At 61.6% G+C, this 15,988-nt stretch carries 16 protein-coding genes; 9 read left to right on the forward strand and 7 right to left on the reverse strand.

All coding sequences use genetic code 11. The features are described from left to right. Positions 1 to 63: 63 nt before the first annotated feature. Positions 64 to 552 carry an OsmC family protein gene (locus tag GWQ27_RS14515; protein WP_275907631.1) on the reverse strand — a complete coding sequence of 163 codons (489 nt, stop codon included), beginning with the start codon at positions 550 to 552 and terminating at the stop codon, positions 64 to 66. A 131-nt stretch (positions 553 to 683) separates the two neighbouring features. Here GWQ27_RS14515 and GWQ27_RS14520 point away from each other — a divergent pair, with 131 nt between their 5' ends. Then, positions 684 to 2,111, forward strand: coding sequence for a PLP-dependent aminotransferase family protein (locus GWQ27_RS14520; RefSeq protein ID WP_275907632.1), 1,428 nt, complete (start codon positions 684 to 686; stop codon positions 2,109 to 2,111). A gap of 109 nt (positions 2,112 to 2,220) precedes the next feature. Beyond that, positions 2,221 to 3,099, forward strand: coding sequence for a hypothetical protein (locus GWQ27_RS14525; protein WP_275907633.1), 879 nt, complete (start codon positions 2,221 to 2,223; stop codon positions 3,097 to 3,099). A gap of 8 nt (positions 3,100 to 3,107) precedes the next feature. Here GWQ27_RS14525 and GWQ27_RS14530 read toward each other — a convergent pair whose 3' ends face one another. Then, positions 3,108 to 3,983: a LysR family transcriptional regulator gene (locus GWQ27_RS14530; RefSeq protein ID WP_096117885.1), complete on the reverse strand. Its 876-nt coding sequence runs from the start codon at positions 3,981 to 3,983 to the stop codon at positions 3,108 to 3,110. A 126-nt stretch (positions 3,984 to 4,109) separates the two neighbouring features. Here GWQ27_RS14530 and GWQ27_RS14535 point away from each other — a divergent pair, with 126 nt between their 5' ends. The 4 genes from GWQ27_RS14535 to GWQ27_RS14550 all read left to right on the forward strand — a co-directional run bounded on the left by GWQ27_RS14535 (position 4,110) and on the right by GWQ27_RS14550 (position 7,128). Then, on the forward strand, positions 4,110 to 4,511 hold the full coding sequence (locus GWQ27_RS14535; protein WP_017412989.1) for a CidA/LrgA family protein: 402 nt from the start codon (positions 4,110 to 4,112) through the stop codon (positions 4,509 to 4,511). Continuing rightward, a complete protein-coding gene (locus GWQ27_RS14540; protein ID WP_275907634.1) occupies positions 4,504 to 5,193 on the forward strand; it encodes an LrgB family protein in 690 nt (229 codons plus the stop codon). The genes GWQ27_RS14535 and GWQ27_RS14540 overlap by 8 nt, the downstream gene beginning before the upstream one ends. Positions 5,194 to 5,251: 58 nt before the next feature. Next, entirely contained in the window at positions 5,252 to 6,166 is a 915-nt protein-coding gene (locus tag GWQ27_RS14545; RefSeq protein WP_275907635.1) for a hypothetical protein, read from the forward strand. Positions 6,167 to 6,243: 77 nt separating this feature from the next. Further along, the gene (locus GWQ27_RS14550) at positions 6,244 to 7,128 is read left to right on the forward strand and encodes a hypothetical protein (protein ID WP_275907636.1); all 885 of its coding nucleotides are present in this window, start codon (positions 6,244 to 6,246) and stop codon (positions 7,126 to 7,128) included. Positions 7,129 to 7,202: 74 nt separating this feature from the next. On the opposite strand, the gene GWQ27_RS14555 is transcribed toward GWQ27_RS14550, so the two are convergent. Continuing rightward, on the reverse strand, positions 7,203 to 9,656 hold the full coding sequence (locus GWQ27_RS14555; protein ID WP_275907637.1) for a bifunctional aspartate kinase/homoserine dehydrogenase II: 2,454 nt from the start codon (positions 9,654 to 9,656) through the stop codon (positions 7,203 to 7,205). Next, positions 9,656 to 10,828 carry a cystathionine gamma-synthase gene (gene metB, locus GWQ27_RS14560; protein ID WP_275907638.1) on the reverse strand — a complete coding sequence of 391 codons (1,173 nt, stop codon included), beginning with the start codon at positions 10,826 to 10,828 and terminating at the stop codon, positions 9,656 to 9,658. Before metB ends, GWQ27_RS14555 begins: the two co-directional genes overlap by 1 nt. A gap of 295 nt (positions 10,829 to 11,123) precedes the next feature. On the opposite strand from metB, the gene metJ reads away from it, so the two are divergent. From metJ to GWQ27_RS14575, 3 genes are all read left to right on the forward strand, one after another. After that, a complete protein-coding gene (metJ, locus tag GWQ27_RS14565; RefSeq protein ID WP_005315809.1) occupies positions 11,124 to 11,447 on the forward strand; it encodes a met regulon transcriptional regulator MetJ in 324 nt (107 codons plus the stop codon). Positions 11,448 to 11,486: 39 nt separating this feature from the next. Continuing rightward, entirely contained in the window at positions 11,487 to 12,245 is a 759-nt protein-coding gene (locus GWQ27_RS14570) for an AraC family transcriptional regulator (protein ID WP_275907651.1), read from the forward strand. A gap of 84 nt (positions 12,246 to 12,329) precedes the next feature. Further along, positions 12,330 to 12,668 carry a tRNA-binding protein gene (locus tag GWQ27_RS14575; protein WP_275907639.1) on the forward strand — a complete coding sequence of 113 codons (339 nt, stop codon included), beginning with the start codon at positions 12,330 to 12,332 and terminating at the stop codon, positions 12,666 to 12,668. 72 nt (positions 12,669 to 12,740) lie between these two features. On the opposite strand, the gene GWQ27_RS14580 is transcribed toward GWQ27_RS14575, so the two are convergent. The 3 genes from GWQ27_RS14580 to nudE all read right to left on the reverse strand — a co-directional run bounded on the left by GWQ27_RS14580 (position 12,741) and on the right by nudE (position 15,886). Further along, entirely contained in the window at positions 12,741 to 14,012 is a 1,272-nt protein-coding gene (locus GWQ27_RS14580) for an aromatic amino acid transport family protein (RefSeq protein WP_125597580.1), read from the reverse strand. 411 nt (positions 14,013 to 14,423) lie between these two features. After that, positions 14,424 to 15,236, reverse strand: a complete 813-nt coding sequence (cysQ, locus tag GWQ27_RS14585) for a 3'(2'),5'-bisphosphate nucleotidase CysQ (protein ID WP_005315821.1) — start codon at positions 15,234 to 15,236, stop codon at positions 14,424 to 14,426. A 41-nt stretch (positions 15,237 to 15,277) separates the two neighbouring features. After that, positions 15,278 to 15,886, reverse strand: a complete 609-nt coding sequence (gene nudE / locus GWQ27_RS14590) for an ADP compounds hydrolase NudE (RefSeq protein WP_058394900.1) — start codon at positions 15,884 to 15,886, stop codon at positions 15,278 to 15,280. Positions 15,887 to 15,988: the final 102 nt, after the last annotated feature.

Raw genomic sequence — 15,988 nt, forward strand, 5'->3', positions numbered from 1 at the left:
CCCGGAACCGGGTGGTGGCGATGGTGTTGACCTGGCTGATGAGGCCGGAGCCCAATACATGGCTCATAGGGAAGCCTCCCGTGGCCACAGCACGATTTGGGTGATCACTGTGGTCCTGACCGAGTTGGCGATGAAGCACTCCTCGTGGGCCTGGTGGTGCAGTTGCTCCAGCTCGGCCAGGGTCGGCTGGCGTGCGCCGCCAAACAACACCTGCGGGCGCAGGGTCACCCGGGTAATCGACTGACGCCCCCGTTCATCCGCCTCCATGACGCCAATCGCCTGATCCCGATAGCGGTCTACCAGATAGCCTTGCTTGGCCACCAGCCAGAGAAAGGTCAGCATGTGGCAGCTGGAGAGGGCGGCCACAAAGGCCTCCTCCGGATCGACGTGCTCGGCCACCGACCAGGGCAAGGGCACGACCTGGGGGGATGAAGAAGCGGCCACCCTGACGCCGCCGTCGAATTCCCATTGATGGGCCCGACTGTAGTGCTGATCGAGGAAGCGCTCGCTGGCACCTCGCTCCCAGCTGATGATGGCACTGTATTCCGACATGCAGACTCCTTTCGTTGCCAATGTGGTTGATCATGTTCCTTGCGCACCAATGTAACGGGATAATGGCCTTGCCACGCCGACCAATTTTGCCAATATGGGCAGACCAATTATGCCAAGCGCCGGAGATAGCCATGCCCGCCCTGCCAACCCTGTTTGCCACTCAGCAAGCCAGCGAGCTGCCGCTGCACGAGCAGCTGGTGCGCACCCTGCGCTGTGCCATCCTGGCCGGCCATCTGCCCCGGCACAGCCGGCTGCCCGCCAGCCGTATGCTGGCAGGGGATCTGGGGGTCTCCCGCAGCACGGTAGAGCTGGCTTATGGTCGGCTGGAGGCGGAAGGCTATCTGGTGCGCAAGGTGGGGGCCGGCAGCTTCGTAGCCCTGGCAGCGGTGTGCCCGGCGCCACGTCCGCCCCAGTCGGCGGCCGGACTCTCCCGCCGTGGTCAGGAGATGGCAGCAGGCGGCGCCTGTCATGACACACCACAAGTCGGCACCTCGTTTGCGTCCAGTCAGCCTGACTCCCACCTCTTCCCCCATGCGCTCTGGGGTCGGCTGATACAGCAGCAGTGGCGCCAGCAGGGTGAGCGCTGGATGAACTATGGCGACCCGCAAGGCTTGTCTGAGCTGCGGGCCGCCATCAGCAGTTATCTGGTGCAGTCCCGCGGCGTGGTGTGCGAACCGGATCAAATCCTGATCCTCACCAGTTCCCAGCAGGGGATACTGCTGGCGACCCAACTGCTCATCGATGCCGGTGACACAGTCTGGGTAGAGGATCCCGGCTACCCCGGGGCCCGTACCGCCATGGAGAGCGCAGGTGCCAGAGTGCACCCTGTGCCAGTAGATGGGGAGGGGCTCAACCCGCTGGGGCAACACCCGGCGCCGCGCCTCATCTACACCACGCCGGCCCACCAGTACCCCCTGGGCGTGCCCATGAGCCTCGCCCGCCGAATGGCGTTGCTGAGGGAGGCCGAGCGTCACGGCGCCTGGATCCTGGAGGACGATTACGATGGGGAATATCAGTACGATCAGCGCCCGCTGCCCGCCTTGCAGGGGCTGGATAACCAGGGGCGAGTCATCTATGTGGGGACCTTCAGCAAGGTGCTGTTCGGTTCGTTGCGACTCGCCTATCTGGTGCTGCCAAGGCCGCTGATGAGTGCCTTCTGCCAGGCCAGGGCGGCCTTTGATGGCCACAGCAACCAGTTGCAGCAGGCGGTCACGGCGGACTTCATCCGCGCCGGTCATTTCGCCACCCACCTGCGCCAGAGCCGGCTCATCTACCAGAGCCGGCGCGACCTGTTGCTGGCCGAGCTGGCCAGCCACTGCCCGCAGCTCACCCCGGTTCACAGCGGCGCCGGGCTGCAATGCGCCGTGCTGTTGCCCGCTGGCGGCGAGACCCGCTGGACCAACCCCGCCAATGCCCGGGGCATAGGTCTTCGTCCACTCGGACAGTTCTACCTCGGCGAGCCAAATCTGGAGGGCTGGCTGCTCGGCTTTGGCGCCCTCGACAACCAGACACTGCGCCAGCTATGTCGCCAGTTGGGAAACTTGATGAAGTCATCCTGATGGCGGTGTGAACGCACTCTTCGCCGAGCAGATACGTGGCCTGCGACCGGGCAAGACCCGGAAACAGCGAACTATAATGGATGCAAGATAGTCGTTGAGCCTAGCCGAGATGTATAGACTCCTGTTTCTGACCCTCTGCCTTTTCCTCCCTTCCACTCTGATGGCAGCCACCCGTTTCACCTATATCAGCCCGGAGAGCGAACGGGATCCCCGCATGACCTATGACAGAGAGCTGCTAAGGCTGGCGCTCGACAAAACCCGCGACATGTTTGGTGACTATGAGCTGGTGCCCGCCCCCATCATGACCAAGGACAGAGCGCGCCTCAGCCTGCAATTCAACAGCTTTACCAACCTGTTCGTCATGGACAGTTACAGCAGCAGGCGAAATGGGAAGGGGCTGGCCTATGTCCGCTTTCCCATTCATCTGGGCATCGTCAGCTACCCCATCTGCTTCGTCAGCCCCCGGCAGCAGGCTGCCATGGCTGGGGTAACCGATCTGGACGGGTTGCGCCGTTTCACCTTTGGCCAGGGCAAAGGCTGGCTGGATGTGGAGATACTGCGCCATGCCGGTCTCAAGGTCGTGGAGGTGGTGAGTTACGAGATGCTGTTCAAAATGGTGGCTCGTGGTCGTTTCGATCTCTTGTGCCGCAGCGCGAGCGAATTGCGCAGCGAACAGCTGACCCACAAGGACGTTGCGAACCTGCTGGTAGACGACCATCTGCTGCTCTACTACCCGCTACCTCGGCTCTTTTACACCAACATGGCAAATGGTGATGCCCTGAAACGGATAGAGGTCGGTCTGCACCGGGCATGGCAGGACGGATCCCTGCAAGCGCTGTGGCGCCATAGCTTCGGCCCTGCCATCGCCTTTGCCGGGCTCAAGCAGCGGCGCATGCTGCGACTGGAAAACCCCTTCCTCGAGGGGATCAACTTCGACTATCTCCCCTACTTCTACAACCCCATGACGGATCGCTTCGGCAAAGACTGAGCACGATTTCAGCCCTGCTCGCGGCAGAGCGCGAGCCAGGCTTCGGCGGTGCGGGAGAGATAGCGATCGCTCGGCCAGATCACCCCGAGCCGCCAGCTGAGTTCAGGCAAAAGCGGCCGCAGCACCAGCCCGTCCGGTGTCAACCGACGGCAGATGGGTTCGGGCAAAAAGGCGACGCCCATGCCGCTGCGCACCATGGCGGTGAGAAAATCCCACTGGCTGCTGCGGGCCGCCACCTGGGGCACGAAGCCCGCCTGCTGGCATGCCTGCTCCAGCCGCTCGCTCAGGGTGAAGGCCTGGGTGTAGAGCAGGAAGGGTTCATCACGCAAATCCTCCAGCCGGATCTCGCGGCACGCGCGCCAGCGCGGCAAGTCCGGCAGCACCACCTGAATGGGATACTGATCCAGCTCCAGCGCGCTCAGGGCACCGCCCTCCCGGGTTGGCAGCATGGTGATGGCAAGATCCAGCTCCCCCGCCAGCACAGCCTGCTCGATGCGCCGACCACCATATTCGACGATGGAGAGCTCCACCTTGGGATAACGGCTGCGATAGGTGCGGATGAGATCCGCATAGACGTGACCCACCATGGGCGGGATGCCGAGGGCCAACCGGCCAAATTGCAGGCTCTGCAGATCGGCGAGTTCCGCCTCCAGCTGCTGCATCTCGGCCAGTATGGTCTGGGCCCGATTGAACAGCACCTGGCCGCTGTCGGTCAGGGTGAAGCGGCGCCCCTCGCGGTTGAGCAAGGGTTGGCCCAGCTCCTCCTCGATATTGCGGATCATCTTGCTGATGGTGGGCTGGGTGACGAACAGCTTCTCGGAGGCTCGGGTGAAACTTTGCTCCCGCACCAGTTCCACAAAGTAACGCAGGGCTCGGATATCCATGGTGCTCTCTATGCTGGCCGGAGCCTTTATCATGCCTTTTTGGCATGAATTTGATAATTTAAATTCATTTTTTGCAGGTTTAACCCGTCTCTATACTGTGAGCCAGTTCACAGAAAGACACCCATCATGAAAGCCCTCTGCATTCGCTGGTTCCAGACTCCCTTCCAAATCGCCCTGCTGGCCGCCATCTGGCTGCTGGCCGATGCGGCGGTACGTACCTTCCACCTGCCGTTGCCCGCCAACCTCACCGGCATGCTGGCACTGCTGGTCCTGATCCTGCTAGGCGTGGTCAAGACCCAGTGGTTCAGCGCCGGAGCCCGCTGGCTGCTGGCCGAGATGCTGCTGTTCTTCGTGCCGGCCGTGGTGGCCGTGGTCAACTATCAGGATCTGCTGTTGCAGGAGGGGTGGCGCATCATGCTGGTCTTGCTGATCAGCACCACTCTGGTGCTGGGCACCACGGCGCTGGTGGTGGACAGGGTCTATCGCCTCGAACTGAAACTCGCCCGCCGGAGTCGCCGCCATGTCTGATACCCTGCTCGGCCTGCTCTGCTTCGCCCTTACCCTGCTGTTCTACTACGCCAGCAAATGGCTCTATGGTCGCAAGCGCATACTGCCCCTGATGCCGCTGCTGCTGGCGCCCACCCTGCTGGTGGCCGTGGTGCTGCTGTTTCACATCCCCTATCAGGACTACATGGCTCAATCCCACTGGCTGCTCTGGTTGCTGGGACCGGCCACCGTCGCCTTCGCCGTGCCCGTCTACGAGAATCGCCAGCTGATCCACCGGCACTGGCTCTCCCTCTCGATAGGCGTCGTCGCCTCCGTCATCATGGCAGTGGGCAGCACAGTGCTGCTGGCGCGCTGGTTGCACCTCTCCGACATGCTGCAGCGCAGCCTGGCGATGCGCTCCATCACCACACCGTTCGCGGTGGAAGCGACCCGCGCCATCGGCGGCCAGACCGATCTCACAGCGCTGTTTGTAGTGCTGACCGGGGTGATCGGCATGGCGGTGGGGGAGAGCGTGCTCACCCTGCTCGCCATTCGCAGCCGCCTCGGCAAGGGGGCCGGTTTTGGCGCCTCGGCCCATGGCGCCGGTACCGCCAAGGCGTACCAGATGGGTAACGAGGAGGGCGTCGTCTCCAGCATGGTGATGATGATAGCGGGTATGGTGACGGTCCTGCTCGCCCCCCTGCTCGGCCGGATGTTCTGGTAGCACGGGCAAACAGGCTGGGCACACTACACTCAAACAAGTGTGTGTCTGGAAACATCGCATGATCCGTTATGGCCTGTTCTCGTTCTGGTTGCTGCTTGGCAACCTGCTGCTGACCCAGCCCCTGCTGGCGGTCGAGATTTTTACGCATGCCAGCCCGGAGAGCGAACAGGACAAGCGGGCATCTTATTACCGTGACCTGCTGCAGCTGACGCTGGATAAAACCCGTGACAGCTACGGCGAGTATGAACTGCAGGCCGCCCCGCCCATGAATCGGGTACGGCTGCGGCTAGCCATACAGCAGGGAAGCTATCCCAACTTTTTTGCGGTGGATAGCCAGCGCCCGGCCAGTGACGCCGAGTCTCTCGACTATGTTCCCTTCCCGGTAGACCTCGGCATACTGAGTTATCGGATCTGTTTTGTCAGTCCTCAGCGTCAACAGGCACTAGCCAGACTGACCCGCCTTGATGAGTTGAAAGGCTTCCTACATGGCCAGGGGCGAGGCTGGCAGGATGTCACCATTTTGCGTCATGCAGGCATGCGAGTGCAGGAGGTCGACAACTACGAGCGTCTGTTCAAACTGGTAGAGCGGGGCCGGATCGACCTGTTCTGCCGGGGGGCCAACGAGCTGCTTACCGAGCTGGAAACCCACAGGGATCTCACCCGGCTCACGGTCGATCAACACATAGCCCTCCACTATCCCTTCATCCACCTCTTCTATACCCACAAGGGGAACAGGCACGCCCTCAAACGCATCCAGACAGGACTGTTACTGGCCTGGCAAGATGGCTCCTTGCAGACGCTCTGGCTCAAGACCTTCAAGCCTGCCCTCGACTTTGCCAGACTGGATAAGCGACGGCTGTTCCGGTTGGACAATCCGCAACTCCGGGAGCTGGAGATTGACTACCGCGACTACACCTACGATCCGCTCAGGGGCACCTTTGGCTCAGGAGGCACGAGAAACGGCGAGCCCTGACGCCAGGTGACACAGACGCAGTAACACGACCGCAGCCACTATATTCAGAAGAGTCTATTTTTCGACAGGAGGTCGTGATGATCTGGTTCTCTCTGCTTCTCCTCTTGTTGACCCTGTCAGCGCAGGCTGCCACACCGACTCTGTTCACCCACATGAGCCCGGAGAGTGAACGGGATCCCAGAGTCACCTATGACCGTGAACTGCTGCGACTGGCGCTGGAGAAGACTCGCGCCAGCCATGGTGACTTTCAATTGCGAGCCGCCCCCCCCATGACATTGGCCAGGATGTGGATCAGCCTGCGCTTCAACCACTATCCCAACCTGTTTGCCATGGACAGCTACCGCTCAGACCGTGACATGACGGGGGTCGACTATGTTCGTTTCCCCATCCATCTCGGGATCGTCAGCTACCGCATCTGCTTCGTCAGCCCCCAACAGCAGGCAGCCGTCGCCAGCGTCACCACCCTGGATCAGCTGAAGAAGTTTACTCTCGGCCAGGGCAAGGGCTGGCTCGATGTGCACATCCTGAGGCAAGCAGGGTTCAAGGTGCAGGAAGTAGAAGGCTATGAGCTGTTGTTCAAGATGGTGGCGCGCGGTCGCTTCGATCTCTTCTGTCGCGGGATCAACGAGTTGCCGCAGGAGAAACTGAACCACAAGGAGATCAGGGACCTGATCATGGATGAGAGCATAGCCCTCTACTATCCCCTGCCCCGGGTCTTCTTCGCCCACAATGCCAATCGGGAGGCCATAGAGAGAGTAGAGGCCGGGCTGAAAGCCGCCTGGCAAGACGGTTCGTTGCAAACCCTCTGGCTCAACACCTTCAAACCTTCCCTCACCTTCGCCCGCCTCGATACACGCCGCCTGTTTCGGCTTGAGAACCCCTTCATCAAGGGGATAGGCTTCAACTACCAGGCTTACTTCTACGATCCGGTCCACAGTCGGTTCGGGCCGGGCGAGCCATAGCAAGAGGGCGCCAACCGGGCGCCCTCTGTTTATTTGCGGTGACAGCGCCAGATCCGAGCGCCACTTTCCTCACCTCAGAGGCTGGCGCAGATCTGCCACAGATCGTACTGGATGGCGGCGGCCGTTACTTCACGCCCTGCCCCCGGCCCCTGTATCACCAGCGGGTTGGTACGATAGCTGTCGCTCTCGATGGCGAACACGTTGTCACAAGGCAGCAAATTGGCAAACGGGTGGTGAGGCTCCAGCGCCTCCAGCCCGACCCTGGCCTTGCCATCGTGCTCGAAGCGGGCGACGTAGCGCAGCACCTTGCCAACCCGACGCGCCCCTTCAAATGCGGTCTGGATCGGGTCATCCAGCTCTTTGAGCCTGTCCATGAACTGATCCGTGCTCACCTTGCGCAGTGTCACCGGCACCAGGTTTTCCAGTTCGATATCCGCGGAATCCAGCTCGAAACCCGCCTCCCGCGCCAGGATCAGCAGCTTGCGGCGCACATCCTGGCCGGAGAGATCCTCGCGGGGGTCCGGCTCGGTCAGGCCGTGCTGCCACGCCTCGTCCACCAGCTCGGAGAAGGGGCGAGTGCCGTCATACTGCTGGAACAGCCAGGAGAGGGTGCCGGAGAAAATACCCGAGACCCCCTGAATGCGGTCGCCGCTCTGGCGCAGCATCTGGATGCTGGACTGGATCGGCAGCCCGGCGCCCACGGTGGCGTTGTAGCGCCACTGCACCTGATGATCGCGGCAGGTCTGCTTGATGCGCTGGTAGAACTCGCTCTCGGCGGCACCGGCAAACTTGTTGGCGGCGATGATGTGAATACCGAGCTGGGCGAAGTCCGGGTAGTAGCGACTCACCGTCTCGCTGGCGGTCAAGTCCAGGGCAATCAGCGTATCGAAACTGTGCTGCTCCAGCTGGGTCAGCAGTTCTGGCCAGATCAGCGGTTTGGGGTTGAATTTGTCCTGCACCTTGAGGGGATCCAGCCCCTCTTCGTCCAGCAGCCCCCCTTCCGAGCTGAACACCCCGTACAGGGTCAACGCCAGATTGAGCTCATGTTCGAGCCGCGCCTTCTCGCGGGCATAGAGGGTGAGCCAGTGGCCGCCTATGTTGCCCTTGCCAAATACCACCAGCCCGACCCGGGTCGGGCGACTGAACAGGGCGCTGTGCAGGGCGATGAGCAGGGGCTCCAGCACCACCTGACGCAGCACCGCCACCAGGCTCAGGCCATCTCTGGCCACCTGCACGAACTCCAGCGGCTGATCCGCCAGCAACTGATAGAAGCGGTGACACTGCTCTGCGTTGTCGGTGACACCGGCGCCCACCAGGGCCACCAGACTGAACCCCTCTTTCTGGATGAGACCGGTGAAGCTGCCCTGCAGCTGGAAGTCACGCAGTATCTCGAAGGCCCCTTCCGCCACTTCCAGGGTATAGGCCAGACGCAGCACCCGCCGATCAGGCTGGCGCTGCAAGGTGAGCGGATTGAGGCGATGACGGGCCAGATGGGCTTCGATGGCCGCCACCGTCTGCTCATAGTGGGTCTGTGGCAGCACTTTCAGCTCAATGAGAGCGATCTGATCCACCGAAGAAACGATGCGGGCACCACCGGAGCGCGGCGCCCGGCGCAGTATGTGAGTGCAGCCCTCATCCGGGTTGTAGCTGCAGCGCAGGGTGAGACGCTGGCGACTGTCCGCCACCGGTTGCAGAGTACGGGAGTGCAGCACGGACGAACCGAGGCGAGCCAGCTCGTTTGCTTCAGCCAGGCTGAGACGCTCCAGCAGGCGCGCCTCCTTCACCCGGCGCGGATCTGCGCTGTAGACACCGGCCACGTCGCTCCAGATGGTGGTGGATTCGCCATCAGCCAGGGCTGCCAAGAGGCTGGCGCTGTAGTCGGAGCCGTTGCGCCCGAGCAGCAGGGAGCGCCCCTCCATGTCGGCGGCGATGAAACCTGTCACCACGATGCGACCGGCATGTTCGGCCAGACGGGCCTTGAGCAGTTCACTGGAAAGGGCCGTATCCACCTTGACCAGGGCACCATCCTCGGCACGCAGGAAGCTGCGGGCATCAAGCCAGATGGCCTTATCACCGCGGCTGCTGAGCAGGGCGGCCAGCAGGCGCGCCGACCACACTTCGCCAAAGGCGAGCAGGCCGTTGCGGGCGAAGCGGTCAAACTGCCCCTCCAGGGTCTTGGCGATCAGTTGCATGTCATCGGCCAGCTGCTGGCTGAGATCAAGCTGCAGCTCTCCCTCCAGCAGGCCATCGATCAGGCTCTGCTGATAAGCTTGCAGCGCAGAGATGGCTTCACCGGCCGCCTCATCCCCCGCATCGGCCAGCTCCACCAGCTGGATCAAGCGGTTGGTGGTCTTGCCGGCGGCGGAGACCACGACGAGCTCATCCCCGCCAACCTGCTGTTCGACGATAGCGGCGACCCGGCGATAGCAGACCGGATCCGCCAGACTGCTGCCACCAAACTTGTGTACCTGCCGCCGCTTCAACCCTGCTTGTGTTGCCACCGCTATATCTCCTTGCTGCTGTTCCATTACTTCGCCACCTGTTCTGCCAGCTGCGCCTGTTCAAAAGCCTGAGCCAGATCGGCCACCAGATCTTCACCGTGTTCAATACCCACCGACAGACGCAGCAACTGGGCGCTGATGCCAGCTGCCTGCTGCGCCGCCGGTGTCATGGCCCTGTGGGTCATGCTGGCCGGATGGGCCACCAGACTCTCCACCCCGCCGAGAGACTCGGCTACCGAGAAGAGGGTGAGGGCCGCGAGGAAGGTGCGTAATCCCGCCTCGCTGCAATCGAGTTCAAAACTTAGCATGGCGCCGAAGCCGGACTGTTGACGGCGCGCAATATCATGGCCTGGATGGCTCTGCAGGCTGGGATGATAGATTTTTTTGACCAGCGGCTGTTGCTGCAGGAAGGCGAGAATGCGGTCCGTGTTCTCCTGATGGGCGCGCAATCTGGGAGCCAGGGTGCGCAGGCCGCGCAGGGTGAGGTAGGAGTCGAACGCCCCGGAGGTGAGTCCCAGACAGTTGGCCCACCACACCAGTGATTCAGCCAGCGCGGGATCCTTGGCAATGGCCACGCCCCCCACCACGTCGGAGTGGCCGTTGATGTACTTGGTGGTGGAGTGCACAACCAGATCCGCACCCAGCGACAACGGCTGTTGCAGCAGCGGAGAGAGGAAGGTGTTGTCCACTACAACTTGCGCACCCACCTCATGGGAGGCGGCGGCGATGGCGGTGATATCCACTACCCGCAGCAAGGGGTTGGAAGGGGTCTCCACCCACACCAGCGCCGGCTTCTGTGTCAGCGCCTCTGCCAGTGCGGCCTCATCACCCTGATCGACAAACTGCACCCGATAGTGGCCCTTGGCAGCCAGATACTCGAACAGGCGCCAGGTACCGCCGTAACAGTCGTGAGGGGCGATCAGCAGATCCCCCGCCTTGAGCAGAGCCGTGGTTACCAGATGGGTGGCCCCCATGCCGGTGCCGGTCACAACGGCGCCAGCGCCCCCTTCCAGCGCCGCCAGAGCATCCGCCAGATTGGTACGGGTCGGGTTGCCGGAGCGGGCATAATCGTATTGACGGGGCTCGCCAAAGTCGGCAAAGGTGTAGTTGCTGGAGAGGTAAATGGGCGGCACCACGGCACCGTGCTGCGTGTCTGTTTCAATCCCGGTGCGTACCGCCAGGGTAGCCTTATGACTCATGCTGCTCTCCTTGGCTTTGTGACTGGGCAATTGATCCGGCTCGATTTCCGATGCAACGTACCGGCAGGGTAGCCTTGTGGGTCATTTCCGCTCTCCTTGATGTGTCTCGGGACTGTGTCTGCGGTTTCTCTGCCACACTCATCCCCGCCATTGCTGGCTCATGGTGAACCACACTACGCCACTGCAAAAAAGCCGTCAACACTTCTGGACGTCTAAATGGCTTTGCTGTTGGATTGCCATTAATTTCCTTAAGGGTTAAAATCCGCGCTCACGGCCAAATGAGAACAGGTGAATCATGGGTACAGAGTGGAACGGCGACTACGTCAGCCCCTACGCAGAACACGGCAAGAAGAGCGAACAGGTCAAGAAGATTACTGTCTCGATCCCGCTCAAGGTGTTGAAGGTGTTGACCGATGAGCGCACCCGTCGCCAGGTGAACAACCTGCGTCATGCGACCAACAGTGAGCTGCTCTGTGAAGCCTTCCTGCACGCTTTCACCGGTCAGCCGCTGCCCTGCGACGACGATCTGCGCAAGGATCATCCGGACAGCGTCCCCGCCGAGGTGCGCGCCATCATGGAAGCGCTGGGCAAAGAGATCGAAGATTTCGACGCAGAGTAATACCTGCGACCTATGCCAAACAGCAATCCCTCTTTGAAGATGACGCGGCCCCAGGCCGCGTCATTGCTATCTGCCGCCTCCCCCTTCAGCCTGCGCCACTACCAGAGCGACATCAGCAGCCACAGCCACGACTTCGCCCAGCTGGTGATCCCCCTGGACGGCCCCCTCGAGATCGAGGTGCAGGGCCTGGGGCGTCGCCTCGCCCCCGGTTTTGTCTGCGTGATAGCCCCCGGCGAGCGGCACGACTACGCCGCCGATCCGGCCCTCTCGTTTCTGGTGCAGGAGAGCGACTGGCTCCCCGGCGATCTGGCGGCCCGCCCCTTTATCGCGCTGGACGAGCCCCAGCGCCACTACCTCGCCTTCCTGCACCGCATGGTGGCAGCGGGTCGACAGGTGGTGGGCATGGAGCAGGTGTGGCTGGACCTGCTGGCACAAGGGCAAGGAATGCACTCCTCTGCTCCCCCTCGCCTTGCCGCCCGTATCCTCAAGGTGCAGCGCCATATCGAGGCCCACCTCGCCGAGCCCCTTGGCAATGAGCGGCTCGCCGCCATCGCCTGCCTCGGTCAGAGTCAGTTCAAGTACGCCTTTCGCCAGCAGCTGGGGATGAGCGTCTCCCACTACATACGGGCACGGCGCATGACGCTGGCACGCACCCTGCTTTCCCACACCCAACTGCCCATAGGCGAGATCGCCAGTCGCTGCGGCTACCAGAATCAGGGAGCCTTCGCCGAGCGCTTCCTGACCGAGAGCGGGCTGACCCCTTCCCTCTGGCGCAAGCAAAACGGCCTTTTGCCGTAACAGGGCGGCCAGCCACCGAAGACAGCCAGCGCCGTTTCGAGGCATGCTGAGGCCAATGCAAGGTGTGTGAAACGAGGAGCCAAGATGCAGACCATAAGCTGGCAGCAGTTCGAGATGATAGAGCTGAGAGTGGGCACCCTGGTGCGGGTCGAGCCCTTCCCCGAGGCACGCCGGCCCGCCTACAAGGTATGGGCGGATTTCGGTCCCGAGCTCGGGGTACGCAAGAGCAGCGCCCAGATAACGGACCTCTATCGCCCGGAGGATCTGGTGGGCCGCCAGATAGTCGCCGTGGTGAACTTTCCCCCCAAACAGATAGGCCCCATCCAGTCGGAGTTTCTGCTGACCGGTTTCTACCGGACGGATGGCGCCGTGGTAATGGCCATCCCGGAGCGGGCGGTGGAGAACGGCGCCAAGCTAGGTTGATGCCATTGGCCCCATGAAATGAGAGAGGCGACCCCGGGGTCGCCTCTCTCATTTTGTTGCCGCAGCTCGCTGTTACTTCAACAGGCTGAAGATCAGCGCCGACACCGCCAGCGACCCGGTCAGCAGGATAAAGCCGTTGGTCCAGCCCTGGCGGAAGCGGGCCAGCGCCTCCACCTTGTAGACCGCTATCACCGGCATGATGAAGAGGATCATGGCGATGACGGGGCCGGAGAGGGTCTCCATCAGACCCAGGATACCCGGGTTGATAACGGCGGCGCCCCAGATGGCAAAGAACATCAGGGCGATGCCCAGCTTGTCCGCTTTGGCCAGCGACAGGCCGGTGGGCTTGGCGATCAGGCTCTTGAGGCTCTCGCGGGCACCGAGGAAATGGCCGAGGAAGGAGGAGCTGATGGCGATAAAGGCGATGAGGGGCCCTAGCGTCACTATCACAGGGTTGTCAGTGATGTTGGCAAGATAGGAGAGCACGGAGACGTTCTGGGCCTTGGCTTCGGCAAGCTGGGCCGGAGTGAGGCTCAGCACGCAGGAGAAGACGAAGAAGAGCACGAAGCCCACCAGCATTATGGTGGTGTTGCGCAGGATCAGGCCGCTCTTGGCCTCGGCCTGCTCGCCATATTCCCGGCGCTGCACATTGGCAAAGCCGGAGATGGCGGCGGCGTGGCTGAAGGCAAATACTGTCACCGGCAGTGCCAGCCAGACGGTATTAAGGAAGCTGCCGCCATCAAAGGCGGTGACTTCCGGCCACTGCCACTGGGGAATGAGGTAGCAGGAAAGCGCCGCCAGAATGGCTGCCAGCGGATAGACCATGAAGGCAAAGGCGCGCAGCATCGCTTTCTCCCCGGCCATCATCACGGCGATCATGGCAAACACCAGCATGCCGGAGAGCATCACCCGGTTCGGGGTCGCCATGCCGAGCTGATTGACCATGAAGCTCTCGACCGTGTTGGTCAACCCGACGCCGTAGATGAGCAGGATCGGGAAGATGGAGAGGAAATAGAGCGCCGAGATGAGCCGACCGGCCATCTTGCCAAAGTGCTCCTCGGCCACCTCGGTGAAGTCCGCATGGGGACGGGAGGAAGAAAGCACGAAGCGGGCCAGCCCGCGGTGAGCCAGGAAGGTCATGGGACCGGCCAGTACGGCAACTATGACCAGAGGCCAGATACCGCCCAGACCCAGGTTGATGGGCAGAAAGAGTATGCCGGCGCCAACGGCGGTGCCAAACAGGCTGATCACCCAGTGGGTATCATGACTGCGCCAACGGGCAGTGCTGGTAACGGCTGGCTGGGAAGCAGACAGCTCCTTGACGACATCTACAGATAAACTCATTACCAATCCACTTTTTGTCAGTGTTTTAATCTGAGCACATTGTGGTTTATCAGGATTTAATTCTCAAAATGAGGGACTGAAACATATCACTACCATAACGCGCTCAAGCCAGTGAGATAGGGAATTCAATCGGGATTGGATAATCGTGTAAAACTAAAAAACAGAAAAATTGCGAGATATAAATCCAAATTTACATTCATACTCACTTTTTTATTTTGACCAAATGATCGTTCGCAGGATTACCTGAAAATCCATGCCAAATCTTCCCGCTCGATAATGACGTTCCACTGTCATTCACGTTCTTTGCCAGTGGATACTCCTATGCATGCCGGATAAAGCAGCGGATCACACCAGACAGTCAGGCGACCATGAGGTCGCCTGATTGAGTCTTGCAATGAAATGTCAGCCAACTCAGTGAGCGAGGATAGTGCCCCAGGCGAGATCCGGATCTCCCATCACTATGAAGTCCGGGTTCTCCAGCGACTCGGTTTCGTTGTAGCTGAGCGGTTGCAACGCCAGGCTGAGGATACGGCCACCGGCCGCCTCGACGATGCACTGGGCAGCGGCGGTATCCCACTCGCCGGTGGGGCCGAGTCGCACATAGCAATCGGCAGCCCCTTCCGCCACCAGGCAGGACTTGAGGGAGCTGGAACCGAGCGGGATCAGCTCGTAGTTGATGGCCGGATTGAGGCGACGGGTCAGATTCTCCAGCTTCTGGCGACGGCTGATGGCCACCACCAGAGAGTCTGGCTGGTCATGTTCGTGATGCATGGCGCTGATGGGCAAGGTCTCGCCGTTCACCTCCTTGAAGGCGCCGTGACCACGCACCGCCCAGTAGAGCACGTCAGACTCGGGGGCGTAGATGACACCGAGCACGGGCACGTTGTCCCGAACCAGGGCGATCAGGGTGGCGAAATCGCCGCTGCCGGCAATGAACTCACCGGTGCCGTCGAGGGGATCCACCAGCCAGTACTGCCGCCAGTTGGACCGCTGACTGAAGGGCACATCGGCCGCCTCTTCGGTCAGCACGGGTACATGGGGGGTGAGCGCCGACAGCGCCTGTTTGAGGTAGGCATCGGCAGCAAGATCGGCACTGGTGACCGGGGTCGCATCCTCCTTCAGCTGACGCTCGAACTGACCGCCGTGATAGATTTCGTGAAGGATACGTCCCGCTTCGCGGGCGATCTCCTTGACCCCTGGAACCCAGGCCAACAACTCCTGCATCTTGTTATCCTCTGTTTTTATTGCCTTTGCCCACGTTCGGGCTAGTTTTCCTGCTCCGCCAGCCACTTCTGGGCCAGCAGCAGGGCACTGATGCTGCGCGACTCGGTAAAGTCGGAACGCGCCAGCAATTCATCAATCCGGTTGAGCGGCCAGGGGATCACCTCCAGAGGCTCGGGTTCATCGCCGACCCGCTGCTCGGGGAAGAGATCCCGCGCCAGCAGTATGTCCATCCGGCTGGAGAAGTAACCCGGCGCCAGTGACACCTGCTTGAGGGGGATCAGGCTGTTGGCGCCAAAACCGGCCTCCTCCATCAGCTCCCGGTTGCCCGCCTCGAAGGCGTTCTCACCCGGGTCGATCAGCCCCTTGGGAAAGCCCAGCTCGTAAGAGTGAGTACCAGCTGCATACTCGCGCACCAGCAGCAGGGTGTGGGCGTCATACAGGGGCACCACCATGACGGCGCCCCGGTTGCCACCGCGCATCCGCTCATAGACTCGCTCCTCGCCATTGGAGAATTTGAGGTGCAGGGATTCCACCTTGAACAGCCGGCTCTCGGCCACTATCTCGGCCTTGAGGATCTCCGGCTTGTTCTTGTCGAGATCCAGGGTCTCGACACAGATATGCTCGGGCTTGCTCTTGTGGTGGTCACTCATCGGGCGTTGGCTGCTCGTTAAAAAATAGTGCTTCAAGAGTAAACGACTCCCACACCGAACACCACGGGGCAAGGGCGGGAAAACGGACGGAAAAATCCGTTA

Origin of the sequence: Aeromonas sp. 5HA1, from assembly GCF_029237245.1 — a bacterium.
Classification (GTDB): domain Bacteria; phylum Pseudomonadota; class Gammaproteobacteria; order Enterobacterales; family Aeromonadaceae; genus Aeromonas; species Aeromonas salmonicida.

Coding starts and splice junctions, on each gene's coding strand:
- GWQ27_RS14515 (WP_275907631.1), bottom strand. CDS start 552: ATGTCGGAATACAGTGCCATCATCAGCTGGGAGCGAGGTGCCAGCGAG.
- GWQ27_RS14520 (WP_275907632.1), top strand. CDS start 684: ATGCCCGCCCTGCCAACCCTGTTTGCCACTCAGCAAGCCAGCGAGCTG.
- GWQ27_RS14525 (WP_275907633.1), top strand. CDS start 2,221: ATGTATAGACTCCTGTTTCTGACCCTCTGCCTTTTCCTCCCTTCCACT.
- GWQ27_RS14530 (WP_096117885.1), bottom strand. CDS start 3,983: ATGGATATCCGAGCCCTGCGTTACTTTGTGGAACTGGTGCGGGAGCAA.
- GWQ27_RS14535 (WP_017412989.1), top strand. CDS start 4,110: ATGAAAGCCCTCTGCATTCGCTGGTTCCAGACTCCCTTCCAAATCGCC.
- GWQ27_RS14540 (WP_275907634.1), top strand. CDS start 4,504: ATGTCTGATACCCTGCTCGGCCTGCTCTGCTTCGCCCTTACCCTGCTG.
- GWQ27_RS14545 (WP_275907635.1), top strand. CDS start 5,252: ATGATCCGTTATGGCCTGTTCTCGTTCTGGTTGCTGCTTGGCAACCTG.
- GWQ27_RS14550 (WP_275907636.1), top strand. CDS start 6,244: ATGATCTGGTTCTCTCTGCTTCTCCTCTTGTTGACCCTGTCAGCGCAG.
- GWQ27_RS14555 (WP_275907637.1), bottom strand. CDS start 9,656: ATGGAACAGCAGCAAGGAGATATAGCGGTGGCAACACAAGCAGGGTTG.
- metB (WP_275907638.1), bottom strand. CDS start 10,828: ATGAGTCATAAGGCTACCCTGGCGGTACGCACCGGGATTGAAACAGAC.
- metJ (WP_005315809.1), top strand. CDS start 11,124: ATGGGTACAGAGTGGAACGGCGACTACGTCAGCCCCTACGCAGAACAC.
- GWQ27_RS14570 (WP_275907651.1), top strand. CDS start 11,487: ATGACGCGGCCCCAGGCCGCGTCATTGCTATCTGCCGCCTCCCCCTTC.
- GWQ27_RS14575 (WP_275907639.1), top strand. CDS start 12,330: ATGCAGACCATAAGCTGGCAGCAGTTCGAGATGATAGAGCTGAGAGTG.
- GWQ27_RS14580 (WP_125597580.1), bottom strand. CDS start 14,012: ATGAGTTTATCTGTAGATGTCGTCAAGGAGCTGTCTGCTTCCCAGCCA.
- cysQ (WP_005315821.1), bottom strand. CDS start 15,236: ATGCAGGAGTTGTTGGCCTGGGTTCCAGGGGTCAAGGAGATCGCCCGC.
- nudE (WP_058394900.1), bottom strand. CDS start 15,886: ATGAGTGACCACCACAAGAGCAAGCCCGAGCATATCTGTGTCGAGACC.